The sequence below is a fragment of the Amycolatopsis sp. NPDC004625 genome (assembly GCF_040609695.1).
In the GTDB taxonomy this organism is placed as follows: Bacteria; Actinomycetota; Actinomycetes; order Mycobacteriales; family Pseudonocardiaceae; genus Amycolatopsis.
Genome location: NZ_JBEXKX010000009.1, coordinates 172,826 through 198,353 on the forward strand (window position 1 = coordinate 172,826; position 25,528 = coordinate 198,353).

The 25,528-nt window shown below is 71.9% G+C and carries 20 protein-coding genes; 12 read left to right on the forward strand and 8 right to left on the reverse strand.

Annotated features, from left to right (window positions below; genetic code table 11):
- The first annotated feature begins 899 nt into the window (after positions 1–899).
- Positions 900–2,309, forward strand: a complete 1,410-nt coding sequence (locus ABZW17_RS12955; RefSeq protein WP_354812760.1) for an alpha/beta hydrolase — start codon at positions 900–902, stop codon at positions 2,307–2,309.
- A gap of 9 nt (positions 2,310–2,318) precedes the next feature.
- Here the strand turns inward: ABZW17_RS12955 and ABZW17_RS12960 are convergent, their stop codons facing one another.
- Positions 2,319–4,358, reverse strand: coding sequence for a hypothetical protein (locus tag ABZW17_RS12960; RefSeq protein WP_354812762.1), 2,040 nt, complete (start codon positions 4,356–4,358; stop codon positions 2,319–2,321).
- Positions 4,359–4,931: 573 nt separating this feature from the next.
- On the opposite strand from ABZW17_RS12960, the gene ABZW17_RS12965 reads away from it, so the two are divergent.
- On the forward strand, positions 4,932–6,557 hold the full coding sequence (locus ABZW17_RS12965; RefSeq protein WP_354812764.1) for a CotH kinase family protein: 1,626 nt from the start codon (positions 4,932–4,934) through the stop codon (positions 6,555–6,557).
- Here the strand turns inward: ABZW17_RS12965 and ABZW17_RS12970 are convergent, their stop codons facing one another.
- Positions 6,558–7,454: a DUF3616 domain-containing protein gene (locus ABZW17_RS12970; RefSeq protein WP_354812766.1), complete on the reverse strand. Its 897-nt coding sequence runs from the start codon at positions 7,452–7,454 to the stop codon at positions 6,558–6,560.
- Positions 7,455–7,537: 83 nt separating this feature from the next.
- Positions 7,538–8,395: a helix-turn-helix domain-containing protein gene (locus ABZW17_RS12975; protein WP_354812768.1), complete on the reverse strand. Its 858-nt coding sequence runs from the start codon at positions 8,393–8,395 to the stop codon at positions 7,538–7,540.
- A 154-nt stretch (positions 8,396–8,549) separates the two neighbouring features.
- On the opposite strand from ABZW17_RS12975, the gene ABZW17_RS12980 reads away from it, so the two are divergent.
- The 6 genes from ABZW17_RS12980 (at position 8,550) to ABZW17_RS13005 (ending at position 16,356) form a co-directional block, all read left to right on the forward strand.
- Entirely contained in the window at positions 8,550–9,356 is an 807-nt protein-coding gene (locus ABZW17_RS12980; protein ID WP_354812770.1) for an MBL fold metallo-hydrolase, read from the forward strand.
- A gap of 87 nt (positions 9,357–9,443) precedes the next feature.
- Positions 9,444–10,400: an Lrp/AsnC family transcriptional regulator gene (locus tag ABZW17_RS12985; protein ID WP_354812772.1), complete on the forward strand. Its 957-nt coding sequence runs from the start codon at positions 9,444–9,446 to the stop codon at positions 10,398–10,400.
- A 108-nt stretch (positions 10,401–10,508) separates the two neighbouring features.
- Positions 10,509–11,339, forward strand: coding sequence for an LLM class flavin-dependent oxidoreductase (locus tag ABZW17_RS12990; RefSeq protein ID WP_354812774.1), 831 nt, complete (start codon positions 10,509–10,511; stop codon positions 11,337–11,339).
- A 258-nt stretch (positions 11,340–11,597) separates the two neighbouring features.
- Positions 11,598–12,989 (forward strand): endo-1,4-beta-xylanase, encoded by a 1,392-nt coding sequence (locus ABZW17_RS12995; protein WP_354812776.1) that lies wholly within the window; start codon positions 11,598–11,600, stop codon positions 12,987–12,989.
- Positions 12,974–14,329 (forward strand): glycoside hydrolase family 43 protein, encoded by a 1,356-nt coding sequence (locus ABZW17_RS13000; RefSeq protein WP_354812778.1) that lies wholly within the window; start codon positions 12,974–12,976, stop codon positions 14,327–14,329. The genes ABZW17_RS12995 and ABZW17_RS13000 overlap by 16 nt, the downstream gene beginning before the upstream one ends.
- A gap of 26 nt (positions 14,330–14,355) precedes the next feature.
- The gene (locus tag ABZW17_RS13005) at positions 14,356–16,356 is read left to right on the forward strand and encodes a family 43 glycosylhydrolase (RefSeq protein ID WP_354812886.1); all 2,001 of its coding nucleotides are present in this window, start codon (positions 14,356–14,358) and stop codon (positions 16,354–16,356) included.
- Between the two features lie 171 nt (positions 16,357–16,527).
- Here the strand turns inward: ABZW17_RS13005 and ABZW17_RS13010 are convergent, their stop codons facing one another.
- The 3 genes from ABZW17_RS13010 to ABZW17_RS13020 form a co-directional block, all read right to left on the reverse strand.
- Positions 16,528–17,250: a trypsin-like peptidase domain-containing protein gene (locus tag ABZW17_RS13010; protein ID WP_354812780.1), complete on the reverse strand. Its 723-nt coding sequence runs from the start codon at positions 17,248–17,250 to the stop codon at positions 16,528–16,530.
- 26 nt (positions 17,251–17,276) lie between these two features.
- Positions 17,277–18,680, reverse strand: a complete 1,404-nt coding sequence (locus ABZW17_RS13015) for a hypothetical protein (RefSeq protein ID WP_354812782.1) — start codon at positions 18,678–18,680, stop codon at positions 17,277–17,279.
- A 416-nt stretch (positions 18,681–19,096) separates the two neighbouring features.
- Entirely contained in the window at positions 19,097–20,251 is a 1,155-nt protein-coding gene (locus ABZW17_RS13020; protein ID WP_354812888.1) for a TetR/AcrR family transcriptional regulator, read from the reverse strand.
- A 197-nt stretch (positions 20,252–20,448) separates the two neighbouring features.
- Between ABZW17_RS13020 and ABZW17_RS13025 the strand changes: the two genes are divergently transcribed.
- Together ABZW17_RS13025 and ABZW17_RS13030 are read left to right on the forward strand one after the other, a co-directional pair.
- Positions 20,449–21,627 carry an oxygenase MpaB family protein gene (locus ABZW17_RS13025; RefSeq protein ID WP_354812784.1) on the forward strand — a complete coding sequence of 393 codons (1,179 nt, stop codon included), beginning with the start codon at positions 20,449–20,451 and terminating at the stop codon, positions 21,625–21,627.
- A gap of 77 nt (positions 21,628–21,704) precedes the next feature.
- On the forward strand, positions 21,705–22,910 hold the full coding sequence (locus tag ABZW17_RS13030) for a histidine kinase (protein WP_354812786.1): 1,206 nt from the start codon (positions 21,705–21,707) through the stop codon (positions 22,908–22,910).
- Here the strand turns inward: ABZW17_RS13030 and ABZW17_RS13035 are convergent.
- Both ABZW17_RS13035 and ABZW17_RS13040 read right to left on the reverse strand, forming a co-directional pair.
- Positions 22,864–23,139 (reverse strand): SH3 domain-containing protein, encoded by a 276-nt coding sequence (locus tag ABZW17_RS13035; protein ID WP_354812788.1) that lies wholly within the window; start codon positions 23,137–23,139, stop codon positions 22,864–22,866. The genes ABZW17_RS13030 and ABZW17_RS13035 overlap by 47 nt on opposite strands.
- 17 nt (positions 23,140–23,156) lie before the next feature.
- Positions 23,157–23,819, reverse strand: coding sequence for a hypothetical protein (locus tag ABZW17_RS13040; protein WP_354812789.1), 663 nt, complete (start codon positions 23,817–23,819; stop codon positions 23,157–23,159).
- A gap of 182 nt (positions 23,820–24,001) precedes the next feature.
- Here ABZW17_RS13040 and ABZW17_RS13045 point away from each other — a divergent pair, with 182 nt between their 5' ends.
- Positions 24,002–24,550, forward strand: a complete 549-nt coding sequence (locus ABZW17_RS13045; RefSeq protein ID WP_354812790.1) for a helix-turn-helix transcriptional regulator — start codon at positions 24,002–24,004, stop codon at positions 24,548–24,550.
- A gap of 135 nt (positions 24,551–24,685) precedes the next feature.
- Positions 24,686–25,525, forward strand: a complete 840-nt coding sequence (locus tag ABZW17_RS13050) for a hypothetical protein (protein WP_354812791.1) — start codon at positions 24,686–24,688, stop codon at positions 25,523–25,525.
- Positions 25,526–25,528: the final 3 nt, after the last annotated feature.

Here is a 25,528-nt window from a genome sequence, read left to right on the forward strand (position 1 = left end):
TCGCCGGGAACCGCCCGCTTCGGTTCTTTTTGCCACTCGTTCAACAAATCGCCCCGGCGTGCCACCCGCCGGACGAACCCGCTGGAACGAGCGCAAGACACAGTGATCCTTTCCACCCGGACAGCCACGGCGAGCTCCGGAAACAGTTCCGAAATCGGCGGCCACCCCCGCGGTGCCGATGGGCACCAGCGGCCGCCGAACGCACGCGACAACCGGCGTTCTTCGTGCAACTGGTCGGTCACCCGGCCGTCAAGTACCCCCAAGACCAGCCGGATTGGCATCACGCTACCCAGAGAACGCTCTACTCGTACCGCCGAACGGAGCATTGGCGAAAATGTCCAAAAATCGCGCCGCTTAGTCCGGACTGCGCGTAGTTCGTCGTTGGTTTTTGTTCACTCTTCTGCCGGAAAATGTTACCTCGATTGGGAGGTTTGACTTTGCGGCAGTGCGCCTACCAGCAGCGATCCGGCGTCACTCGGGTGACGAGTGAGTGGATACGCCCGCAGAAGCGGGTATCAAAAGACGTGGCCCACGTTACGGGACGTCACCCGATTGGCGGGTAACACGGAGATCCGCGAAATGATCGATCGGGACGACGGCTCACCACAGATCGTCAAGCGGACAAACTTCACGCCGGAATGGTGTGGCCGCTGATTGCGGCGCCCCGGCCCCGCGGCGGACGGGGCGGCCCCGAATTGGGCGGTGCAGGCGGCCCGGGACCCCCGGCCGCGCGGTCGGCGTGCCCGGTTCGCGAGCGGCCGTGCCGGGTGATCGAAATTCGGCGGTGGGCGGACATCCTCCGGTCGTCCCCACCGCCCAGCGGCCACACCCTCCGGTCGGCGCCTTGCGGCCCGCAGCCGCGAAGCCCTACCGTCGGCGGGTCGACAAGGGGAGGCGGCGTGCGGGTGTTCGGAGCGGTCCTGGGAACCCTGCTCGTCCTGACCGGCGGCACACCCGCCGCGGCCGCGGCCGGCCCCGGGTGGGCGCCCTCGCCGATTGTCTGGACCACCTGTCCCGACGATCCCGACAGCCCCAGCCCGCCCGACGGCGAGTGCGGCACGCTGCGGGTGCCGCTGGACTGGGCGCGGCCGTCGGGGCCGTCGATCAGCCTCGCCGTGGCGCGGCACCGGGCGTCCGATCCCGCGCACCGGCTCGGCGTGCTGCTGGCCGATCTCGGCGGTCCCGGGTCGTCGAACGCGGAGTTCGCGGTGAGCCCGGGCCTTTTCAGCCCGGAAGTCCAAGCCCGGTTCGACGTCGTCGGCTTCGACGTGCGCGGCACCGGCCGCAGCGAGTTCATCAGGTGCGACAGCACCACCGCGCCGCCGGACGGCGAGCCGGCCGATCGCGCGCAGTTCGACGCCTTGCGCGAGTACAGCGAAGAATCGGTCGCTGCCTGCCGCGCGCGCAACCTGCCCGTCTTCGACCACGCCGACACCGGCGTCAACGCCGAGGACATGGACGCCGTCCGCCGGGCGCTCGGCGAAAGCCGGATCAGCTTCCTAGGCATCTCCTACGGCACGCTGCTCGGCCAGCAGTACGCCGAAAAGCACGGCGACCGGGTGCGGGCGCTGGTGCTCGACAGCTCGATCGACCACAGCGCCGGCATCGAGCGCTTCCTCGGCGACCGGGCCACCGCCGCGGACGAACTGTTCCGCCAGTTCGCCGCCTGGTGCGACCGGACGACGACCTGCGCGCTGCACGGCCGGGACGTCGTGGCGCTCTGGCCGCGTGCCCTGGCGATCGCCGACGCGCTGCCCGCGCAGCACAACCGGCTGCGCGACCGGGTCTTCAAGGACATGTACGGCCCCGACTGGGACGACGCGGCCCGGGTCATCGCCGACACCCTCGCCGGGCAGGCGCCGGTGACCGCGCAGTTCGAGTACAACTACGACTCGATCCGCCTGGCCGTCGTCTGCCAGGACTTCGACCTCCGGATCCGGGATTACGCGCGGTACCGGGCATTGCACGCCGAAGAGCTGCGCCGCGGGCCGCTCATGCGGGGCAGCATGCTGGGCCACGACGAGGCGATGGCGTGCCTGGGCGTCCCCGGCCCGCCGGCCAACCCGCCGCACCGGCTGGACCTCGCGCGGGCGCCGCAGGTCCTGCTGCTGAACTCCCGCTACGACCCGGCGACCCCGTACTCCTGGGCCCTCGCCATCCACCGCCAGGCGCCGGCGAACACCACCCTGCTGACGTACGAGGGCTCGGGCCACGGCGTCTACCCGCGCACGGCCTGCACCCGGTCGGCGGTGGACCGCTACCTGCTGACGCTGCAGCCACCGCGCCACGACGTCAGCTGCCCGGCCTGACGCACCCCGTCAGGCCGGGAACCGGCTGCGGCCGGAGACGAAAGCCGTCACCGTCCACGGAGTTCCCCGCGGCGGCAGCAGCCCGGCGTCCGACTGGTGGCAGCCCAGCAGCTCGGCGGCCGAGCACACGGCACCGAAGACGTCGAGCCCGGCCGCTTCGGCCCAGGCGGCGGTGAGCGCCTTCCGGTGCGCCGCATTCGCCCAGGCGGCCTGCCGGTCCAGCTCCGCGGCGTCGCCCGCCAGCCCGGCCGGCACCTCGGGCGGGATGTCGATCGCCCGCCCGAGGCGCCGCCGCAACAACGACCGCCGCCGTTCGAGGAGCCCGTCGACCGGGGTGCCGAGCCGGGCGAGCAGCGCGTCCACGCGCCCCCGTTCGTCGCCGGAGAGCGGCTTCCCTTCGAGGAGGCGCTCGGCCGTCCAACGGCACTCCTCCGCGAGCGGGAGGTCGGCGTGCTCCGCCAGGCCGGTGAGTTCCCGGGTCAGGCTCGCCCGGCGGCTTTCCCATTCCTGCCGCACGGGAGCCCGCTGCACCCACCAAGCCAGCTCCCGGGCGGCCTCTTCGCGCCGCCGCGCCTCCGCCAGCGCGTCCCGCAGCTGGCCGAGGTCCGGCTGCAGCGCGGACTTCACCCGCCGCAGGAGTTCGTACACCCCGGCGCCGCGGCCCAGCTCGACCACGACCACCCGCCGGGCCGCGGTGCACACCACGGCCAGGCAGGGCAGCATCGGCTCGCCGATGCCGAAGTGCTCCTGCAGTTCCGAAGCCACCAGGGAAACCGCGTCCGCGTGCCGGTCGAGCGACAGCGGCAGCCGGGGTGCGTAGTTCGGCTGGAGCCGCCGCCAGTCGGCGACGTCGATGAGGCGGGCGCCGGAATCACCGGCGAGCCGGAAGCCGCGGATGCCCGCCGAAGCCTGGTCGTCGACGGTCTCCCAGTGGCGGGGATCGGGGGTGATCACCGCGAGGTGACGGCCGGTGACGTCGTGGACGCTCGCCCAGTCGGCCAGGTGCCCGGTGTGCACCTCCGCCGAGGCCCCGGCCCGGCTCACGACGAAGGCCAAGGCCGCGTACCCACCCCGGTCCGGCGGCAGGGGCACCTCCAGCAACGCCCGCACCGGAACGTCCACCACGTACCCCATCCCGTTCCCCCTCCTGCCTGGCGGGCCGGCCCCCGGCGTCCGCGGACGTGGTCGATCACCTGCCACGAGATGCGCGGATCGACCGCCGGCTGCCGCCGGGCGTGGACGAGGCTGTCGATCCCGCCCGCCTCGTGCGTCAACGCCCGCGGGGCCGGCCTCGTCCAGGCCGTTGCCGAACGACTCGGTCAGCGTCGCGTACCAGTACAACAGGCCCGCGGCCTCCCAGCGGAACCGGTGCAGCCCCTCCGGGCGGACACCCGCGTCCGGCGGGGCCAGTTTCCGGCTCAGCTCGAGCAGCGCCCCCGGGCGGACGTCCCGGCCCGCCCAGGACAGCAGCTCCCCGCGGACCAGCTGCTCCACCACCACCGCCAGGCTCGGCGGCCCGGAGGCGGGCGAGCGGGCGATGTCGTACATCCGGATCGCGACGCGCTCCAGGTCGCGGGGCAGGCCGGCCGAAAGGCAGTGGCACAGGCAGACGAACGGCTCGGGGATCCCGATCGTCCGGCGCGCGAGCCACTGCCGGGACTCGTCGAGGGTGAACGGGTCGATCGGCACCACCGTCGTGAACGCCGAGTCGAACGCGTCCCGCACCGGGACACCGCTGCGGTGGAAGGAAACCAGCGCGTCTTCGGACACCGAGACGAGGAAGCGGCAGCCGGCGACCCCGCCGATGTCCGCCGGGCGCAGCACCGCCGGCACCCGCTCCACGAACCGGCGGTAGTCGTCGACGATCTCCGGGTGGGTGACCGGCCGTTCGGCCGGCGCGACCGACCGGGCCGGGGCGAACTCGAACAGGCTGCCGCCGCTGATCTTGCCCGACCAGGTGCTCCTGCGCGCCGCAGCGTGCCGAGGCCGGAGGCGTCGCGCAACTTCAGCACCGTCGAGTACGACGGTTTCGCGTGCCGGTTGATCCATTCCCGGACGTAGGAGTGCACGACCTCGTCGCGGTTGGTGCGCCGCCACGCGACCAGCTGGTCCACCCGCCGGTAGGACATGCGCACGCCGGCGGCCCACCACGCGCACCGGGCCGCCACCATCGGCGGCAGGCCCGCCCGGACGGCCACGACCACCCCGGCGAGGACGAGGGCGAACGCCAGCACGGCAACGGCGGCCGCGCTGTCGCCGAAGGTGCCGGGCGAAGTCAGGGCCCAGCCGCAGACGGCCACGGTGAGCACCAAACCCAGCCACGACAACGCGGCGGCGTACCCGGGCGCCAGGCCCGGTCCCACCAGGCCGGCCGCTGCAACCGGTGCGCCTCCTGCCGCCGCCGGACGCTCAGCACGGTCTTGTACTCGGCCATCGCCCGGTCGATCAGGCTGCGGTCGGCGGCCACACAGACGCCACCCGGGTGAACGCCGTTACACCCCGGCGCTCCCCCACCGCCCGTTCCGGCAATGGGTGAAACACCAACGGAAACGAGATCCGCGCCGGGATTTTCGCCGCAATTCCGTCGCCGGTTCCGCGCGAATTCCGCCGTACAATGTCCGGATGAGCAGTCAGGAACAGCACGCCCTCGATGCGCTCTACGACGTCGACAACGTGCTCACGATCGATATCGTGCTGCCGCAGGCGGACTGGGACGCCGTGCGCACCGAGCAGCCCGCCGGCGGGGTGTGCAACTTCGACTGGGCCGGCGGAAGCCGTTACACCTGGCGGAAGGCGACGTCGGTCGAGATCTCCGGGACGAAGTTCCCGGCGCGGACGTCGTTCGCCGACGTCGGGATCAAGAAGAAATCCTTCTGCGGTTCGATCGACAGCGACAAACCGTGCCTGCACATCGACTTTGGCAAGTTCCTCGACGCGAACAAGGCGCCCGTCCAGCAGCTGATCGGCTCGCGGTACCTGACGCTCAACAACTCCGTCCAGGACCTCTCCTACACGCGGCAGCTGCTCGGGTACAAACTGTTCGAACTCGCCGGTCTCCCCCATTCACGGGCCAACTACGCGCGGGTGCTCGTGAACGGCACGCCGATCGGGCAGGGCGTGGCCCGGGTCGACAGCCCCGGGGTGTTCGTCAACGTCGAGCCGGTCATGCCCCGGTACATCGAGCGCAACTTCGGCACCCACAAGGGGAACCTGTACGAGATCGAGCACAAGGACGACTTCGTCGACGGCCGGTTCGCCTTCGTCGGCGTGGAACCGCTGTCGAAGTTCGACGACAAGGCCGACCTGCGGTTCGCCATCGACCACCTCGCCGCGCACGGGCTCGCCGGGGCGGCCGACGTCTTCGACCTCGACCAGTTCGCCCGGCTGTACGCGATGGAGTTCTTCCTCAAGCACTGGGACGGCTATTCGCGCAACACCAACAACACCTACGTGTACAACGACGTGGAGGCCGTCGCCCAGCCGGGCGTCGACGACATCGACTTCAAGCTGATCCCGTGGGGCCTCGACCAGACCCTCCAGCCCGCCCGCCACTTCCGGCTCGACACGGCCGGGTTGCTCGCCAAGCTGGTGCGCGACGACCCCGGGCGGCGCGCGCAGGTGCTCGACCGGATCCGCGAGTACCGCGAGACCGTGTTCGGCTACCGGACCCAGCAGGAGGTGCTCCGGCCGCTGCTCGACCGGATGGCGGCGGCCCTGACCGGGCTCGGCGTCCCCGGCGTGCCCGCCCAGCTCACGATCGTGCGCAAGCAGCTGCGGCTGGCCACGTCCGCCGGCTACCTCTGCGGCGGCCTGCCGGGCGCCGAGGGCGCGTACGTCCGCGAAGACGTCACCAACGAATGCATGCACGCCAGCGCCTCCGAAGCCGTCGCGGACGGGTTCGAGGTCACCCACCGGCTCCGGCCGGCGAACGTGGACGACGCGGATCTGTGGTGCTTCGCCGCTTCGGGCGGCGGGCAGTCGGTGCGCAGCAAGGCCTCCGGCCGGTTCCTCCACGCGACCGCGACGACGTCGGCCCAGGGGCACCAGCTGCTCGCCACGGAGGCCGCGGAAGACGCCTTCTCGGTCGTCCCGGTCGACCCGCCGGACGACGAATTCACCTACAGCGGCCATTTCACGCTGACGAACACCGGCACCGGGTTGGGCGCGGCGTTCGGCGCCGACCCGACACCGGCCGGGAAACCCCGCGTGTACCAGGATCCCGCGCCCGCGCAGCTGTACTTCTCCTGATCAGAGCACCGCGTACCCACCGGCGTCGTCGACGACGAGGATCCGCTCCTCGCCGTCGGCCGAGAAGGCCGTGACGCCTTCCGGCTTCGCGCTCCGGTGGAAGGTGACGTCGAACAGCTCGACCCGGCCGCGGCCGCGGTGCCAGGTGCCGAGCCGGAACGGCGCGTCCCCGTCGCCGGCCGACCGCCCGAGCAGCACCAGCAGGTCCCCGGACCCGGACAGGTCCCGGATCCCCCAGGGCACGGCCGGGTCCGGCAGGGCGACCGGAACCACCTCGGGCGCCCCGAGGACGGCGGTCGTCCACCGCGCCGCCCCGACGTCGGCCGGGATCCGGAGGACCGTGGCCACGCCGGGCGCGGCCGGCCCCCGCAGGCCGAACAGCAGGGCGCCGGCGTCCCAGGCGAGGCCCTCGACGTTCAGCCCGCCCGCGTCCGGCTCCAGCCGGGCGGCCGCGGCGAACTCCGGGAGGCGCTCGAGGAGCCAGCCGCGGAAACCGGCCATCGGCTCGGCGGGCAGGTCGCCGTCGCGCCGGTAGCGGACGCGCACGAGGCCGTCGCTGACCCGGTGCCCGCCCTCGACGCACAGGGACGACGTCACGACGAGGAAGGTTTCCCCGGCCACGTCCGCGCGCGTGAGCCCTTCGGGATCACGGAGGGCGTCCTTGCCCAGCCCGGCCAGCCGCCGCCGGTGGATCCGCTCGACGGTCGTGACGTGGGCGTCGAAGGCCAGCTCGAAGAGGGCGGAAGGATCCTTGTTGTCGACGAAGACGAAGTGCCGCGTGCCGACCCGGACCACGCCGGAGGCGTTGAACGGCACGGTGCCGTTCTGCTCGGGGAAGGGAATCGGCCTGACCTTCACGACGGCCCCGGTCAGGAACGTCCGAGCCGGGTGCCGCACCAGCGGCCGAACGATCGTGCGGCCATCGCACCTCCCCGGACCGGCGTCCGACACCAGCTGAGTCGCGGGCCCCGGCCGGGCCGTTACGGCTGCCGCACGCGCTCGCGGAAGGCGGCCGGGGTCGTTCCGGTGCGCTGGCGGAAGTACTTGGAGAAGTTGGACGCGTCGTCGAAGCCGAGGTCGGCGGCGATCCGGGCCACCGGGTCGCCGCCGTGGGCCAGGCGGCGCCGGGCCTCCAGCACGATGCGTTCGTCGATGAGCTGCTTGGCGCTCAGGCCAGTGTTCTCGCGGGCCAGCCGGTTGAGGGTGCGCGCCGAGTAGCCCAGCCGGGCCGCGTAGGCGGCGACCTGGTGGCGGGTGGCGAAGCGCTGCTCGAGCTCCTCGCGGAACCAGACGAACGCCTGGTGCGTCGGCGGACGGCGGCCGCTGCCCTCCGGGACGGCCAGCACGAGCAGCAGCAGCGCCGCGGCCAGGGCGCGGGCGAGCGCGGCGTCCCGGAGGGTCGCGCCCGGGGCCGCGGCGGTGGCGTGCGCGGCGGCCAGGGCGGCCGCCGCGGGGGTGCCCGCGACCGTCCCGGCGGCCCAGTGGCCGGGGGTGGCCACCCCCGCGGCGCCGATCAGCTCCCAGGTGGCGTCGTCGATCGCGGACGGCGTGAAAAGCACCACCGGCCCTTCGATGGCCTCGACGGCACCCCACTGCTGCACCTGACCGGCGCGCACCCAGAGCAGGTCGCCGGGCCCGAGCGGGTGGCCGGTGAAGTCGACGGTGTGCACGGCGTGGCCGGACTCGATCGCGATCAGCAGGTCGAAGCCGAGCCGCTGCGGGGCGACGAACTCCGCCGGCCCGCCGCGCGCCCGCATGCGCGCCAGCGACGTGAGCTCGATCTCGCCGGTCACCCCGGGCGGCGGCTCGTAGCGGACCGGCCGGATGCGTTGTCCCATTTTCACCATGGTAGGTCCCGTTCACACCGTGAAAAGCCCAGGTCGGGTTCCTAGCCTGGGGTCGTACCCGGGAAATTGACCCAGGTGCGGGGCCGGTCGCCCGGCCGACCGGTGCCTCGCTCCCGTTTCCGCCCGACCCCGAAAGGAAAACCCCGTGAGCACCCTCGACTACCGGATCATCGACGCGGCTGACAGCTCGCTGAACAAGACCAGCGTGCTGGTGACCGGCGAAACCGAGGCCGTCGTCGTCGACGCGGCCTTCACCCGGGCCGACGGGCACCGGATCGTCGCCGAAGTCCTCGACGCCGGCCGGCGCCTCACCACCGTGCTGGTCACGGCGGGCGACCCCGACTTCTACTTCGGCGCGGAGGTCGTCGCGGACGCCTTCCCCGAGGCGCGGTTCCTGGCGCCGGCCGACGTCATCGAGCACATCCGCGAGACCTACGAAGGAAAGCTGGCCGCGTGGGCGCACCTGGGCGCCAACCTGCCCACCCGGCTGGTGGACCTCGCGCCGCTGACCACGCCTTCGGTCGCGGTGGACGGGGTCGCGCTCGAAGTCCGCCGCGGCAGCACGGTGCTGGGCGACCGCGCCTGGTACGTCTTCGAACCGGCCGGGCGCGCCCTGCTCGGCGGGGTGCTCCTGTTCGAGGGCCTGCACGTCTGGACCGCCGACAGCGCGACCACCGAGCTGCGCACCGAGTGGCTCCGCGTCCTCGACGACCTCGAAGCGCTCGAACCGGCCTTCGTGGTGGCCGGGCACCGCGTCGCCGGCGCGCCCACCGACCGGACGGCGATCCGCCACACCGCCGAGTACCTGCGGTTCTTCGAGAAGACCGTCGCCGAGTCCGCCGACGCGGCCGCGGCCGAGGAGCGGTTGCTGGCCGCCTGGCCCGACGCCGGGCTGAAGATCGCCGCGTCGCTCGGCACCCAGGTCGCCAAGGGGGAACTTACGTGGGGCTGACCTGAGCCACGCCGGCCGCCCCGCGACAGCAATCGATTTCGGCGCCAACCGGCCCCGGACGCGGTGATCGCCGATTATCGTTCCGGGGTGGACCGAGTGGAACTGGGATTGCTGCAGGCGCTGCAGATCTACGGGCGGGTGCCGTTCAGCCAGGTCGCCGAGGTGCTCGGCGTGTCGGATCAGACCGTCGCCCGGCGGTACCAGGCGTTGCGCGCCGCCGGCGCCGTCCGGGTCGTGGGGCTGACCCCGCCGGAGGCCGTCGGGGAGGAGTCCTGGCTGGTCCGGGTCGCCTGCACGCCGGGCGCGGCCGACGGGCTCGCCCGGGCGCTGGCCACCCGGCCGGAGACGTCGTGGGTGCACATCGCCTCCGGCGGCTCGGAGATCGTCTGCATGGTGCGCACCCCGGCCCGGGCGGCGACGTCGTCGGTGCTCGCCCGGCTGCCCCGCACGCCGCCGGTGACCCAGGTCAGCGCGCACTGCGTCGTGCACGTCTTCTTCGGCGGCCCCACCAGCATGCTGACCAAGGCCGGTCCGCTGTCGCCGGGCCAGATCGAGCAGTTCCGGCCGCCGGCCGCCGATCCGGTGTCGCCGGACGAGCCGGTCGAGCTGACCGACGGCGACCGGGCGCTGCTGGCGGAGCTGCGCCGCGACGGCCGCACCGGCTTCCGCGAGCTCGCCACGGCCACGGGCTGGTCGCAGACGACGGTCCGGCGGCGGCTCGGCGAGCTGCGGGACGTGGGGGCGCTGTACTTCGACGTCGATTTCGCGCCGGCCCTGCTGGGGTTGCGGACCGCCGCGTCGCTGTGGCTTTCGGTGGCTCCCCGGCACCTCGAGGCCGCCGGCGCCGCCCTCGCCGGGCACGCCGAGGTGGGCTTCGCCGCGGCCACGACCGGGCCGGCGAACCTGTACGTCAGCGTCCTGTGCCGCCACCCCGGCGCGCTCTACGGCTACCTCACCGGGCCGCTGGCCGCCCTGCCCGGTGTGTCCGCCGTGGAGACCGCACCGGTCATGCGCACGGTCAAACAGTCGGAAATCGCCGGTTGATCGTTCTGCTTGGAAGTTAACACCGAAGTCGGCCTCCTTTCTGGGGTTGACCCGGGTACGGCGGTGACAGTGGGGCCGTCCTGGTTCCCCCTCCGATCGGAGACCCCCATGTCACTCGGCCTCGGCCTGCCCGTCGCCCGCCCCGAACGGCTGCTCGACTGGGCGAAGCGCGCCGACGACGGCCCGTTCCGCAGCCTCGGCCTGGCGGACCGGCTCCTCTGGGACAACCCCGAGCCGCTGGTCACCCTGGCCGCGCTGGCCGGCGCGACGAGCCGGATCCGGCTGCAGACCGAAGTCCTGCTCGCCCCGCTGCGCGAACCGGCGTTGCTGGCGAAGCAGGCGGCGACCCTGGACCGGCTCTCCGGCGGCCGGTTCACCCTCGGCCTCGGCGTGGGCGGCCGCGCGGACGAGTTCGACCTCGTCGGCGTGGACCTGCGCACCCGCGGCCGCCGGTTCGACGAGCAGCTGAAGCTCATGCGCGACATCTGGTCCGGCGGCCCGATCGGCCCGGCCCCGGCCCGACCCGGCGGGCCCGAGGTGCTGATCGGCGGCTTCGCCGAACCGGCCCTCGACCGCGTGGCCCGGTTCGCCGACGGGTTGCTGTGCGCCACCGCGCTTTCGGCGGCGGGCCGGCAGTTCGAGTACGTCGAAGCATCCTGGACCCGCGCCGGACGGCCGGGACGCCCGCGGCTGGTGGGGCAGGTGACCGTCGCACTGGGCCCGGAGTCCACTGTGGAGGAAGCGCGGCAGCAGATCCTGGCTTACTACGCCTTCGACCCGCAGCTGGCGGCCGCGACGGCCGGCCGCCTGCTGACCACCCCGGCGACGATCCGGGCCGCGGTCGCGGAGTTCACCGCCCTCGGCGCCGACGAAGTCGTGTGCTACTGCTGGTCACCGGACACCGACCAGGTGGACCGCCTGGCCGACGTCCTCGGCTGAGGACGGGTGCGGCCCGGTGACCGGGCGCCGATTCCGCATTCCCCGTGAAATTTTCATTCGGGTACCCGGCCTTTCGGCCGCACGGTTCCGCGGATCCGGGCCGCCCCTTGTGAGCGTGAACATCCGATGCGACACTGCGTTCACCGTGACCCAGGAAAGGCGGCTCCCGGAAGTTCCGTGCCGAATGGTGCACCGGCTCTCGGAATGCATTCACCGGGCCTCAGCCCGCACCCGTACCCACGAAACGAAGGTGTGACCATGAAGAAGAAAGCGCGGTCGTTCTCCCGAGCCGCGGCGGCTTCCGCTTTCCTGGCGACGTCGCTCGGGGTCTCGCTGGTGCTCGCCTCCACGGCCGCCGGCTCGGCCGCCACGCTCGGGGCCGCGGCCGCCCAGACCGGCCGGTACTTCGGCACCGCCGTTTCGGCCGGGAAACTCGGCGACTCCACCTACGTGAACATCCTGAACCGCGAGTTCAGCATGATCACCCCGGAAAACGAAATGAAGTGGGACGCCACCGAACCCAACCGGGGGCAGTTCAACTACAGCGGCGGCGACCGGATCCTCAACCAGGCGGTCAGCACCGGCAAGCGCGTGCGCGGGCACGCGCTGCTGTGGTACCAGCAGGAACCGGGCTGGGCGCAGCGCATGGAAGGCTCCGACCTGCGCTCCGCCATGATGAACCACGTCACCCAGGTCGCCACCCACTACAAGGGCAAGGTCTACGCCTGGGACGTCGTCAACGAGGCGTTCGCCGACGGCGGCAGCGGCGGCCGGCGCGACTCCAACCTGCAGCGCACCGGCAACGACTGGATCGAAGCGGCCTTCCGCGCCGCGCGCGCCGCCGACCCGGGCGCGAAGCTCTGCTACAACGACTACAACACCGACGGCGTCAACGCCAAGAGCACCGGCATCTACAACATGGTGCGCGACTTCAAGTCCCGCGGCGTCCCGATCGACTGCGTCGGCTTCCAGTCGCACCTGTCCGGCAACCCGCCCGGTGACTACCAGGCCAACCTGCAGCGCTTCGCCGACCTCGGCGTCGAAGTCCAGATCACCGAACTCGACATCGCCGGGTCGAGCCAGGCCGCGGCCTACAGCACCGTCACCCGCGCCTGCCTGGCCGTCGCCCGGTGCGCCGGGATCACCGTGTGGGGCATCCGCGACAGCGACTCCTGGCGCACCGGCCAGAACCCGCTGCTGTTCGACAACAACGGGAACAAGAAGGCCGCGTACAACAGCGTCCTCGACGCGTTGAACGCCGGTGGCCCGACCGTGCCCACCACCCCGACCACGCCGACGACGCCCACCACCCCGACGACCCCGACCACGCCCACCACGACGACGACCACTCCGGTCCCGGGCGGCTGCAGCGCGTCGGTCTCCCTGAACCAGTGGAACGGCGGGTTCGTCGCGACCGTCAAGGTCACCGCGGGCGAAGCGGGCCTCACCGGCTGGCGCGTGACGACGAACCTGCCCGCCGGCGCGGCCGTCACCAGCTCCTGGAGCGCCGGCAACACCGGCACCACGGGCAGCGTCACGTGGGCCAACGTCAGCTACAACGGCACCGTCGCGGCCGGGCAGTCCACGGAATTCGGTTTCCAGGGCACCGGAAGCGCCGAAGGGGTGACGGCTTCGTGCGCCGCAAACTGACCTGCCTGCTCGCCGCCGTCGTGGCCGCGCTCGCCGTCGTGCCCGGCAGCGCGCACGCCGACAACCCGATCGTGCAGCACATCTACACCGCGGACCCGGCTCCGCTGGTGCACGACGGCCGGGTCTACCTCTACACCGGACACGACGAAGACGGCTCGACCTACTTCACCATGAAGGAGTGGCGCGTCTGGTCCTCTTCGGACATGGTCAACTGGACCGACCACGGCTCGCCGATGAGCCTTTCGACGTTCAGCTGGGCCAAGCAGGACGCCTGGGCCGGGCAGGCGATCGAGCGCAACGGGAAGTTCTACTGGTACGTCCCGGTGGTCAACCGCGCCACCGGCCGGATGGCCATCGGCGTCGGTGTCGCGGACAGCCCCACCGGGCCGTTCCACGACGCCATCGGCCGCCCGCTCGTCGAGAACGGCGAAATCGACCCCACGGTGTTCATCGACGACAACGGCCAGGCGTACCTCTACTGGGGCAATCCGAACCTCTGGTACGTGCGGCTGAACGCCGACATGACGTCGTTCTCGGGCGGGGTCAACCAGATCCCGCTCACCACGGCCGGGTTCGGCACCCGCCCGAACGGGGGCAGCCGCCCGACGATGTACGAGGAAGGCCCCTGGGTCTACAAGCGCAACGGCACGTACTACAACGTGTTCGCGGCCAAGTGCTGTTCGGAGTTCATCGGCTACTCCACCGCGCCCGGCCCGACCGGCCCGTGGACCTACCGCGGCACGGTGATGCCCACGCAGGGCAGCAGTTTCACCAACCACCCGGGCCTCGTGGACTTCAAGGGCGGCTCGTACTTCTTCTACCACAACGGCGCGCTGCCCGGCGGGGGCGGCTACACGCGCTCGGTGGCGGTGGAGAAGTTCGCCTACAACGCCGACGGAAGCATTCCCACCATCAACATGACCACCGGCGGCGCCCCGCCGGCCGACACGCTCAACCCGTTCACCCGGCAGGAAGCGGAAACGATCGCCTGGGGCTCCGGCATCGAAACCGAACCCGCTTCCGAAGGCGGCATGAACGTCGGGTGGATCGAGAACGGCGACAGCATCAAGGTCCGCAACGTCGCCTTCGGCGCGGGCGCGAAGTCGTTCACCGCCCGGGTCGCCTCCGCGGCCGCCGGCGGGACGATCGAGCTGCGCCTGGGCAGCGCCACCGGCACCGTCGTCGGCCGCTGCACGGTGGCCGGCACCGGCGGCTGGCAGACGTGGACGTCGGTGTCCTGCCCGGTCACCGGGGCCACCGGCACCCAGGACCTGGTCCTGCGCTTCACCGGCGGCAGCGGCTACCTGTTCAACGTCAACTGGTGGCAGTTCGCCGCCTGATCCGCCTCCTCCAGCGAAGGAAGATCATGTCGTTGCGTTCGTCGGCCCTCCGGCCGGTCCTGGCGGCGGCCACCGCGGTCGTCGCCGGGACGGCCGCGGCCCTGCTCGCGGTGTCCGTCCCGGCGGTGGCCGCTTCCGGCTGCTCGGTCAGCTACACGAAGACGTCGGAGTGGCAGGGCGGCTTCGGCGCGTCCGTCTCGGTCACCAACCTCGGCGACGCGGTCGACGGGTGGACGCTCGAGTGGTCGTTCGCCGCCGGCCAGCAGGTGGGCCAGTACTGGAACGCCACGATCACCCAGAGCGGCACGCAGGTCGCCGCGAAGAACGTCGCCTACAACGCCGCCATCCCCACCGGCGGCAAGGCGGAGTTCGGGTTCAACGGCACCTTCTCGTCGGCCGACCCGGTTCCGGCGTCGTTCCGGCTCAACGGCGTCACGTGCACCGGCGGCGTCGACACGCCCACGACGACACCGACGACACCGACCACCCCCAGCACCCCGACCACCACGACGACGCCACCGAACCAGCCGGGAACCTTCACTAACCCGGTGGTGTGGCAGGACTTCGCGGACGGCGACATCATCCGCGTCGGCGACACCTACTACTACTCGGCCTCCACGATGCACTACTCGCCGGGCGCGCCGATCCTGCGCTCCTACGACCTGGTGAACTGGGAGTACGCCGGGCATTCGGTGCCGAAGCTGGACTTCGGCGCCAAGTACGACCTGAACGGCGGACGCGGCTACGTCCGCGGTATCTGGGCGTCGTTCCTGAACCACCGGGCCAGCAACAACACCTTCTACTGGGGCGGCTGCATCGACTTCGCCAAAACCTACATCTACACCGCCACCGCGGTGGACGGCACGTGGTCGAAGCACACGACGATCGACAAGTGCTACTACGACGCCGGGATGCTCATCGACGACAACGACACGATGTACGTCGCCTACGGCAACACCACCCTCAGCGTCGCCCAGCTGTCCCCCGACGGGAAGACGGAAGTGCGCTCGCAGCAGGTGTTCCAGACGCCGTCGAACATCGGCACCCTGGAGGGTTCGCGGTTCTACAAGCGCAACGGCAGCTACTACATCTTCGCCACGCGCCCGGCCAACGGCCAGTACGTCCTGAAGGCCAGCAACCCGTTCGGCCCCTACACCGTGCAGCAGGTGCTGCTGGACCTGCCGGGCCCGATCCAGGGCGGCGGCGTGCCGCACCAGGGCGGGCTGGTGCAGACCCAGAACGGCGACTGGTACTACATGGCGTTCGTCGACGCCTACCCCGGCGGGCGCGTCCCGGTGCTGGCGCCGATCACCTGGACGGCCGACGGCTGGCCGCGGCTGCAGACGGTCAACGGGCGCTGGGGCGTCACGTACCCGAAGCCGAACCTGCCGCCGCCACCCCGCCAGGTCGAACCGATGACCGGCACGGACACCTTCCAGGGGACCACGCTCGGGCCGCAGTGGGAGTGGAACCACAATCCCGACACGACGAAGTTCTCCGTCGGCAACGGGCTGAAGCTGTCCACCGCCACGGTCACGAACGACCTGTATTCCGCCCGCAACACGCTGACCCGCCGCATCCAGGGCCCGACCTCCACGGCGACGGCCACGCTGGACCTGACGTCGATGCGGGACGGCGACCGGACCGGGCTGGCGATGCTGCGCGACTCGTCGGCGTGGATCGGCGTCAAACGCGACGGCGGCCGCAACCGCGTCGTCATGGTCACCGGCCTGACCATGGACGGGAACTGGAACACGACCGGCACCGGGACCGAGGTCGCGGCCGCGGACCTGCCGGGCACGAAGATCTGGCTGCGCGCCAACGCCGACATCCGCCCCGGCACCGGACGGCAGGCCCGGTTCTCCTACAGCACCGACGGAACGACGTTCACGCCGCTGGGCAGCGCGTTCACGCTGAACAACGCGTGGCAGTTCTTCATGGGCTACCGGTTCGCCGTCTTCGACTACGCGAGCCAGTCCCTCGGCGGCGCGGTCACCCTGCAGCGGTTCGACCTGACCACGCCGTAACCCGTTCGGCGGTAAACCGGACGCCCCGGGATTTCCACCGGCCTGCACCACGGACCCGCCGCCCGCGCGGTGGTTCACTGGTCACCGGAGCCGACCCCCAGGGCTCCCGGCCGCCGGGCCGCACGCCACGAAGGTGGCCGCCGCACCGGTCCGGCGGCCACCCCCGGCGGGCTACTTCCAGGACTCGATCTCGGCGATCACCTCCCGGGTCAGCCGCACCGCTTCGTTGGACTTCTTGTCCGGCGCCACCCCGACGTGGATGCCCACGGCGGCCGGCGAGCGCTCCTCGAGGTACGGCGACACCGGGGCCCCGCTCTCCCCGCCGGAGGTGGAGATCCGGTAGTTCAGGATGCGGGTGCCCGGCGGGCTGAGCAGCTTGCCGCTGTCGTACCACATCGAGTACTCCGGCGCCTTGTCCTCCGGGTAGCCGGCGACCTGCCAGGTCGTGCCTTCCAGCGCGGCGTCCGAGGCCGGGAGCAGCTGGTACAGCGTCACCTCCGGCGGCAGCGGCGTCCCCAGCCGGAGCAGGCAGTAGTCGTACGGCCGGCCGCCGGACGGGTACTGCCCCGGGTAGTTCCACGCGGTCGCCTTGACCACGCCGAACGGCGTCCGGGTGGCGTCCCGGGCGGCCTGGAACGTGACCGCGACGGCCCGGCCGCCGTGGTCCTGCTTGAAGACGGCGTGGGCCGCGGTCACCACGTACTGCGGGGCGATGGCGAACCCGGTCGACTCCAGCACTTCGCCGTCGGGCATCGTCGCCGACACCAGGCCGAGGCCCGACCAGGGCGGCTGGGTGGTCTGCTGCACCCGCTCCCGGCCGTCGGGGTGGAACGGGATGCCGACCTGGGCGTGGGCGCGGACCGGCTGGTGGAACACGGGCAGGGTGGTCGTCATGGCAGTCCTCCTGTGGGGTTTCGCGGTCAGACCTTGACTCGCCGCGGTGCGGCCGAACGGCTCACGCGCGGGGCCGGCACCAGGCCGCCGGTCACCGCTTCCTCGACGCGCGCCAGCACGCGGTCGACCTCTTCCGGCGACGCCGCGGTGATCTCCGGGCTGCCGTCTTCGCGGATCGCGCCCACCGACGCGAATTCGGTGAGCGTCTGGGTGTTCAGGTACGCGACCATCGTCGAGTACTGCTGCGGCGTCCACTCCCCGGATTCGACCTTGGCCATGTAGAGGAGCAGTTTCTGCCGCTTGGCCTCCTTTTCGGTGGCGATCCGCTGCTGCAGCCCGTCGTGCTTGGCCGGGGTGACACAGCCCTCCTTCATCAGCTGGAGGTCGTAGAAGCGGCCCTGGGTCGTCGCCGAGCACGGCACCGCGAGCGCCATCGAGCTGTTGAACCGGACCGGCATCATCCCCTCGAACGTCACCGTCTGGTCGAAGGTGATTTCCTGGTTGAAGAAGTTGCTGACGTACCCGACGTTGATCGACGTGGTGAACGGCAGCAGTTTCGACGCCCACTTCTCGTCTTTCGTGGGTTCCTGCGGGGTCGGGTTCGGTTCGAACTTGAACATCCCTTCGCCGGCCGTGATCTGCTTGTTGATCGCCTCGAACAGCGTTTTCGTGCTGTTGAGCATCTGCCAGCCGAACTCGTTGCCGCCGCCGCCCTGGACGTACCGGATGTCGACGATGTTGTTCGTGATCAGGTCCTGGGTGATCTTGTCGATGCTGGTGCCGAGGTTGAACCAGCCGATGTTCAGCCCGACGTCGACCTTCGTGCGCGTGTACTCCCAGACCCGCCGGAGGTCGGCGTGGATCTCCGCCACCCACGGGTCGGCGTACAGCTCGGCCTCGCCGGAAAGGTTGATCGCGAAGTCCGGCCGCGGTTCCGAATTGTCCTGCTCGCTGCCCACCAGTTCGGCGAACAGGCTGTTGCCGCTGCCGATCTGGTAGCCGGTACTGGCGCCCAGCGACATCTCGTTGGGGAAGGTGGCCGAGCCACCGGTGCCCATGTCCACGATGTGCTTGGCGAAGATCGGCTGCACGGTGACGTTGTTCAGCACCAGCGGCACCAGGTTCGGCTTCTTGACGCCGTAGACGTCGCCGATCACCTTGGTGATGTTGGCCCGCTGGGCCGTGGTGATCTCGGGCACGGCGGTCCCGGACAGGTTCCCGCCGACGCAGCTCTGGTAGTCACCGTTGCCCATGTCGACCCAGTAGGGCGCGGCGTTCACGCCGTAGTAGTCGACCTTGAAGCTGCGCAACGTCTCGCCGAGGACCGAGTCGATCCGCAGCGGGAAGTAGTGGAACATGTCCTGCTTGTCCTTGTCCTGGTACGCGACGACGCCATCCGCCGCGGCGGGACGGTTCAGCCTTCCGGCCATGGGAACTCCAGAAAAGGGAAGGAACAAAGGGTGGGTGGAAACGTGCTTCGGCGGCCGCCGTTATTCACGCCTTGGCCACGTTACGCAGATTCCCCGCCGATCCATCAGTCCACGAACTGATGACCTTCATTCACCGCGGGTCACAACGGCTTCCCGATCGACCCGGATTTCCCCCGGTCCGGCAGAATCGTGCCGCCAAGCGGACCGCTTTCCCGCGCCGGCCGCCGCCCGCTCCCCCGGCGCGCGACCGGAAACCCGTTGCCCTCAGCGTGAAAACGCCGAGTGAGCGCGGCTGCTCCAGCCGGGGGAAACGCTTCCCGTCGTGACGGGATCACCGGCGAAGCGGATCAGCTGTCCGCGGTCCGGTTGGGCCACCCGGAGGACCGGCCGTCGATCGAACCGGGCGGATTCCGGGTTCAGAGCCCGAGGGCGCTCGCGAACAGGGCCGCGATGGCCGCGCGGTGCTCGGGCCGGTCCGCCCACCGCAGCGACCGCCCGGCCTCGACCACCACGCCGAACCCCGCGTGCACCAGGACCCGCGCCTGCCGCGCGTCCAGCTCCGGGCGGGCCTCGCGCAGGTGCTGCTCCCACACCGCGATGTGCTCGCGCTGCGCCGCCACCACCGGGCGGCGCAGGGCCGGTGGCAGGCCCGCGATTTCGGCGTCGGCCACGCTGGTGAGCGCGTGGTGTTCGAAGCTGTAGGCCACGTACGCCGCGGTCAGGGCGGCCAGGGCGTCGTGCGGGCCGGCCGTCCCGCGCAGGTTGTGCTCGACCGCCTGGGCCAGCAGGCCCGCGGCCTGCAGGCACGCCGCGGCCAGGATGTCGGCCTTGCCGGGGAAGTACCGGTAGAGGGCGGACGGCACCAGGCCCACCGCCTCGGCGATCCGGCCGTTCGTGACCGTGGCGAAGCCGTCGCGCTCGAACAGCGGGACCGCGGCCGCGAGGATCTCCGACCGGCGGGTGCGGGGCACCGGCGCGGCCGGGAGCTCGACGACCCGGCCGTGCGCCGCCGGGGCCGTCGCGGCCACGCGCAGCGCCGCGTCCTGCAGCAGGGTTTCGGCGCGCCGCTGGGCGATCGACGTGTGGTGCATCGTGACGGACCCGATCGCCCCGAGCGCGGCCACCGCCCGCAGCTGCTCGCCGGGCCACGGGTGCGCGCGCCGCACGGCGTCCGCGACGCGGCCGACCACCGACGTGAACTTCGCCCGCAGCAGCCCGCGGTCGGCGCGTTCGAGGTAGCGGGCTTCCCACCGGTACACGCCACCGGACGCGCGGTGGGCGACGGTCACCCGCGTGACGGCGGCGAGGACGTCCGGCAGCCCGGCGTCCTCGGGGACGTCGCCGAGCGCCGCGACCAGCCGGTCCGCCATCACGTTCGCGCACTCGGCGAACAGCGCGTACTTGTTCGGGAAGTGCCGGTACAGCGCGGCCGCGGTGATGCCCACGCGCGCCGCGATCTCCTCCATCGAGGCCGCGTGGTACCCGCGCTCGCTGAACAGCGTGGCCCCCGCCTCGACGATGAGCTGCCGCCGGTTGCGCGGCCGGACCGCCGCGGCCGGCCCGGCCGTCACCGCGGCCGCCGGGGCGGGGTGCGCGGACACGGGGCCATGGCGCCATCCAACCACAGGACGCACGGGTCTTGCCGACGCGCGAGTCACCTCCTATGTTAATGAGGAATCTCCTCACGACGTCCGTGTCACACGACGGATCACCACCGCTGATACCGGTCCGACCGGCCTACTGCCTACCACGGAAGCTAGGTAAGTAAATGAGCAATCTCAGCAGGAGGAACGTTCTCACGCTCGGTGTCGCGCTCGGCCTGGTGAGCGCGGCGAGCGTCGTCCCCGCCTGGGCGGCCGGTGGCGCCGACCCGTGGTGGGTCTGGGACGACGAGGTGGACCGCCTGGTCGCGGGCCTCGTCGACGGTGGCGGAGTACCCGCGGTGAACACCGCGCTGCGGTCGTGGGGGAACAACGGCGACCCGCTGCCCGCCGGGCTGCCGGCCGACCTGGCCGGCTGGCTCGGGCGGGTGAACGGGCTGCCGGCCTGGGCCGACGCCGCGAAGCTGCGCCGCGCCGCCGACTTCAACCGCCGCAAGGACACCTACCTGTTCATGCTCTACGGCCTCGGCAGCGGCATCATGAGCACGGTCATCCCGCGGGAGGCCCGGTCGGTCTACTGGTCGGCGGGCGGGGCGAACATGCAGGACCGCGCGGCCAAGACGTTCACCTTCGGCTACGACCTCAGCGACCTGAACGCGTTCGAGCCCAGCGGCCAGTTCGTGGTCACGGCCACCAAGACCCGGCTGGTGCACGCCGCGGTCCGGCACCTGCTGCCGCAGTCACCGCACTGGCGGGCGGTCAGCGACGAGCAGGTGCCGATCAGCAACGGCGACATCCTGGTCACCTTCCACAGCCTCGGCACCTTCGTGCACCGGAAGCTGCGCGAATGGCACGTCCCGATGTCCGCCGCGGACGAGGACGCCTTCCTGCACCAGTGGCAGGTCGCCATCCACCTGCTCGGCGTGCGCGACGAGTTCATCCCGAAGACGTGGGCGGAGGCCGACGCGCAGTCGGCCCAGGTGCTCACCCCGCTGCTCGCCCCGACGACCGAAGGCAAGGAGCTGGCCGAGGACCTGCTCGGGCTGACCGCGCAGATCGACCTCGGCGTCACGCGCGGGTTCCTCAACGAATTCGTGCGGTACGTGCTCAGCGACGAGGTGGGCGACTGGCTCGGGCTGCGGCGCGACTACGCGGCGGCCGCGCTGGTCCGCACCGGGTGGCCCGCCTACATCGCGTTCCGCGAGGGCCTGCTGCCGATCGCCCCCGCCGGGTTCTACCTGTTCGACCAGTTCCTGCGCGCGATCGCCATGCTGTTCCTGAACAAGGCGTCGTCGCCGACGAGCACGCCCATCACGATCCCGACCGGCAACCGGCCCGGGGCGTGAGGGTCCTCCTTCCGGAGGAGGCGATCGGGCACCGAGGATGACGCGGTGAGCGCCGTCGCCCGGATACGTTCCGGAGCATGCAGCGGCTCGTGGTCCGGGCGCGGCGGCACTCCGGGACGGTGTCGCTCTGCGCGGTGTTCCTCTTCTTCACCCCGACCTGGCTCGCGGGCGAGGGCTGGGTGGTGCGCGCGGTCCCGACGCTGTTCTTCCTCCCGCTGCTGGCCCGCAAGCGCTTCCCGCGCACGGTCGCGGTGCTCGCGGTCGTGGCGACGGCCGCGCAGTACCTGACGGCGGTCTGGGCCCACGACCCCGGCCGCGGCGAGCTGGCGATCGCGGTGGCGCTGTTCACCCTGGTCAGGCTGGGCGAGCGCCGGTTCGGCGCGGTGATCACCGCGTGCCTGCTGGCGCTGTCCGCGTTCTGGGCGGTCGCCTGGGCACCGGATTCGGCGAGCCCGGTGGTCGCGCTGGCCGGCACGCTCCCGCTGCCGGTGACCGCGTGGGCGCTGGGCGAGTTCTGCCGCGCCCGCCGCGAACTCGCCGAGGAGGAGGCGCTGCGGGCGCGGCTGGCGGTGTCCGAAGCCGCGGCGCTGGCCCGCGCGGCGGCCGCGGAAGAACGCACGCGCATCGCCCGCGAGCTGCACGACGTCCTGGCGCACAGCATGAGCGTGATCGTGCTCAACGCCGACGGCGCGCGGATCGCCCGCCACCGCGAACCGGAGGTCGTGGACCGCACCCTGGCCACGATCGGCGCCACCGGCCGCGAAGCCCTCGCCGAGCTGCGCCGGCTGCTGGAGGTGCTGCACGCGGGCCAGGCGGCGCGCAGCCCCCAGCCGACGGTCACCGACCTGCAGGCCCTCGTCGCGCAGACCGGCCGCCCGATCGAGCTCGCCGTCACGGGCGAGCCGGACGGCCTCCCGCCGGGCGCGGCCCTGCAGGCGTACCGGATCGTCCAGGAGGCGGTCACGAACCTGATCAAGCACGCCCCCGCCGACGCCACCGGCCGGGTGGCGATCGCCTTCCGGCCGGGGCAGGTCGCCATCGAGGTGACGAACACCGGCGGCGACGCCCCGGCGACGCGGCTGCCGTCTTCGGGCCGCGGCCTCGCGGGCATGGCCCAGCGCGTGGCGATGTACCACGGGGAGCTGGAAACGGGTCCGCTGCCCGGCGGCGGCTACCGCGTGGCCGCGACGCTGCTGCTGGAGGGGCGACCCGCGGAACCGGACCGCCCCCGCGACGTCAGCAGAAGTACTGCGCCAGGACCCAACCACCGTACGGCGAATTGATGTGCCACCACACGTTGTCGTTGTAGTCGATGACGTTCACCCGGATGCCGTAGCCGATGGTCTCGCCCGGGATGGCCGGGCCGCCCGCGTAGGAGCGGACCGTGACGCTGTCCGCGCCGCACTGCCAGCGAACCTCGTCCGCCGAGCTGCCACTGGCGCCCGCGATCCCCGGGGCACCCAGGCAGATCGCCGCGGCCACGAGCACACCCGTTCCGATGACGTTCTTCACGTTCGTTCCCTTCCGGTTCAGTCGTTGTCGTTGTAGAGCGAGGCCGGCCGCTGGACGCAGCCGATCGGCAGGAATCCCCAGCCGAGCACGGTGTCGCGCACCACGGCCGCCTGGCCGTCGCGCGTGGTGAAGCGGTAGCGGACGCTGCCCTGCGGCGCACCCGCCGCCGTCGCCCAGTGACCGCCGTTCGACGCGAAGTCGGTTCCGTAGAAGTAGTTGAAGTACAGCGTGCAGGCCGGGTTGGCCGGCACCGAGCTGCCGTCGGTCGCCTGGTGGGCCGGGGCGTTGTAGTCGCGGCCCACGGTCAGGCGGTGCGAGATCGTGTCCTGGGTGGCGGCGGAACAGCTGTCCGCCACCGGGCCGGCGTCGGCGCCCATCGAGCCCGGCAGGACCCAGCCGCACATGTTCACCGTCGGCTGCGCCCGGCCGAAGTGCCAGTTGGCGCTCGTGGTGACCTCGTCGTCGAAGGTGTCCCCCGGCATCGCGCGGCCGACGTAGTACCCGCTCGGCTTATTGACGATCCAGCTCCCGCCCCCGTCGATCGGGGCCCCGGTGCTCGGCGACGGCGCGGTCCTGATCCGGTGCACCTCCCCGGCATCCGCGGCGGGCACCGCCATCAGCAGCGCCAACCCGGCCGGGACGGCCGCGGCCAGAACGGCCCGCAATCGCAGTTTCCCCATCGCACCTCCTTTCGTTCGGTAATCGGTGACCTCACCGAATGGATCCTGGTGAACGGCCGACATCGGCGGCTAGGGTTCGGGACGCACCCGGACGGATCCGGATGGGAAACGGGGAGAAGATGCCGACCGGAACGACGACGCAATTGATCGACGATCTGCACGGGATCCGCCGGAGAAACGGCATGCCGAGCTTCGCGGAACTGGCCCGAAGAACTGGGTTCCCCCGCAGCACGCTGCACGACGCGCTCCGGGGTGACCGCCTGCCGGCCTGCGACCTGGTGGTGGCGGTGGCCGAGGCGTGCGGCGAACCGGGGCCGGCCTGGAAGGAGCGCTGGATCGCCGCGTCGGCCGCCGAGGGCGACGGCCATCCGGCGCCGTCCGGCGGCCGTCCGAACGCGTCCGAACCGCCGCCGACCAGGCGGATCAGCGTCCGGACGGCCCTGGCGGTGAGCGCGGCGGCGGCGTTGACCGGCGCCGGCGTGGCCCTGCTCGGCACGGCGGACGAACCGTGCGTGCCGGCCCGCGACTACCGGGTCACCCGCGCCGGAGCGGTCCTCGACGCGGCGGGCAGCCCGATCGGCGAGGTCCGCACCGCCGACGTCGTCGAGGTCCGCACGCTGACCCACGACCGCTACCCGCACCGCTACTTCGGCACGGTCGCCCGCACCGGGATCAGCGGGTACGTCGACGAGGCCAAGCTGGCGTTCACCGCACCCGGCTGCACATCCTGACCGCGACCGGAAAAGCTGTTGCGGGTGCCGTAGGATCGGCTTTCTTCTCGGGGGAAGCGGCGATCTTGGGGGCGTTCGATGACCGGTGGCGGTGACGGTTCTTCGAAGAACAGCCTGCACGGAAATGCCACTCACGTGCTGCAGACGCACACCGTCAACGGCGACGTCTACGTCGGCCGGCGGCGCCTCCGGCCGCGGTGGCTGCTCGTCGGCGCGGCCGTGGTCCTGCTCGCCGGCACCGGCGCGGTCGTCTGGCTGCGGCCGTCCGGACCGGCGGAACTGCGCGTGACCGCGGACCTGTCGGCCAACGACGCCGGGCCGTGGGGCTACGCGAGCGAAGACCCCGGGTTTCCCGGCCCCGAGCTGGCCGCCCGGCTCGCCCGCCCGGGCGCCGGCACGGACGGGGCCGTGGCGCACGACGTCCGGGTCTCCGGTGCCGCGAGCCTGGAGCAGCAGGTCGTCCGGCTGCACCTCGAAGGCCCGCGGAGCGGGCAGGTCGTCGTCACCGACATCCGGCCGGTGATCCGCAAGCGCGTGCCGCCGTTGGGCGGCGGTCTCGTGTGGTCCCCGTCGCAGGGCAGCGAGGATTCGGCGCAGACGCTGCTCGAGCTGGACGACCGGTTCCCCGTCCTGCAGGCGGTCGTCCGCGACCCGGGCGGCAACCGGAACTTCCCGGCGGGCCCGTACTTCCCGGCGCACACGATCAAGCTCACCGACGGCGAAACCGGCGAGGTGGTCGTGACCGCGTCGGCGGCCAAAGGCGCCTACGACTACGACCTCGCCGTGTTCTCCCAGTCCGGGACGGAAATCAAGCAGACGATCGTCGACGACGGCGGGAAACCGTTCCGGGTGACCGGGTTCGCCTGCAGCGGACCCCACGAGGCCGCCTACCACGTCGTCTATTTCGCCGACGGCGATTTCAGCCTTCCCCGTGATCCGCACCCGGAACGCTTCGGCACCCTGCCCTACTGCTGATCA

Coding starts and splice junctions, on each gene's coding strand:
- ABZW17_RS12960 (WP_354812762.1), bottom strand. CDS start 4,358: ATGGATCAACCGGCACGCGAAACCGTCGTACTCGACGGTGCTGAAGTT.
- ABZW17_RS12965 (WP_354812764.1), top strand. CDS start 4,932: ATGAGCAGTCAGGAACAGCACGCCCTCGATGCGCTCTACGACGTCGAC.
- ABZW17_RS12975 (WP_354812768.1), bottom strand. CDS start 8,395: ATGGGACAACGCATCCGGCCGGTCCGCTACGAGCCGCCGCCCGGGGTG.
- ABZW17_RS12990 (WP_354812774.1), top strand. CDS start 10,509: ATGTCACTCGGCCTCGGCCTGCCCGTCGCCCGCCCCGAACGGCTGCTC.
- ABZW17_RS12995 (WP_354812776.1), top strand. CDS start 11,598: ATGAAGAAGAAAGCGCGGTCGTTCTCCCGAGCCGCGGCGGCTTCCGCT.
- ABZW17_RS13005 (WP_354812886.1), top strand. CDS start 14,356: ATGTCGTTGCGTTCGTCGGCCCTCCGGCCGGTCCTGGCGGCGGCCACC.
- ABZW17_RS13010 (WP_354812780.1), bottom strand. CDS start 17,250: ATGACGACCACCCTGCCCGTGTTCCACCAGCCGGTCCGCGCCCACGCC.
- ABZW17_RS13015 (WP_354812782.1), bottom strand. CDS start 18,680: ATGGCCGGAAGGCTGAACCGTCCCGCCGCGGCGGATGGCGTCGTCGCG.
- ABZW17_RS13025 (WP_354812784.1), top strand. CDS start 20,449: ATGAGCAATCTCAGCAGGAGGAACGTTCTCACGCTCGGTGTCGCGCTC.
- ABZW17_RS13030 (WP_354812786.1), top strand. CDS start 21,705: ATGCAGCGGCTCGTGGTCCGGGCGCGGCGGCACTCCGGGACGGTGTCG.
- ABZW17_RS13040 (WP_354812789.1), bottom strand. CDS start 23,819: ATGGGGAAACTGCGATTGCGGGCCGTTCTGGCCGCGGCCGTCCCGGCC.
- ABZW17_RS13045 (WP_354812790.1), top strand. CDS start 24,002: ATGCCGAGCTTCGCGGAACTGGCCCGAAGAACTGGGTTCCCCCGCAGC.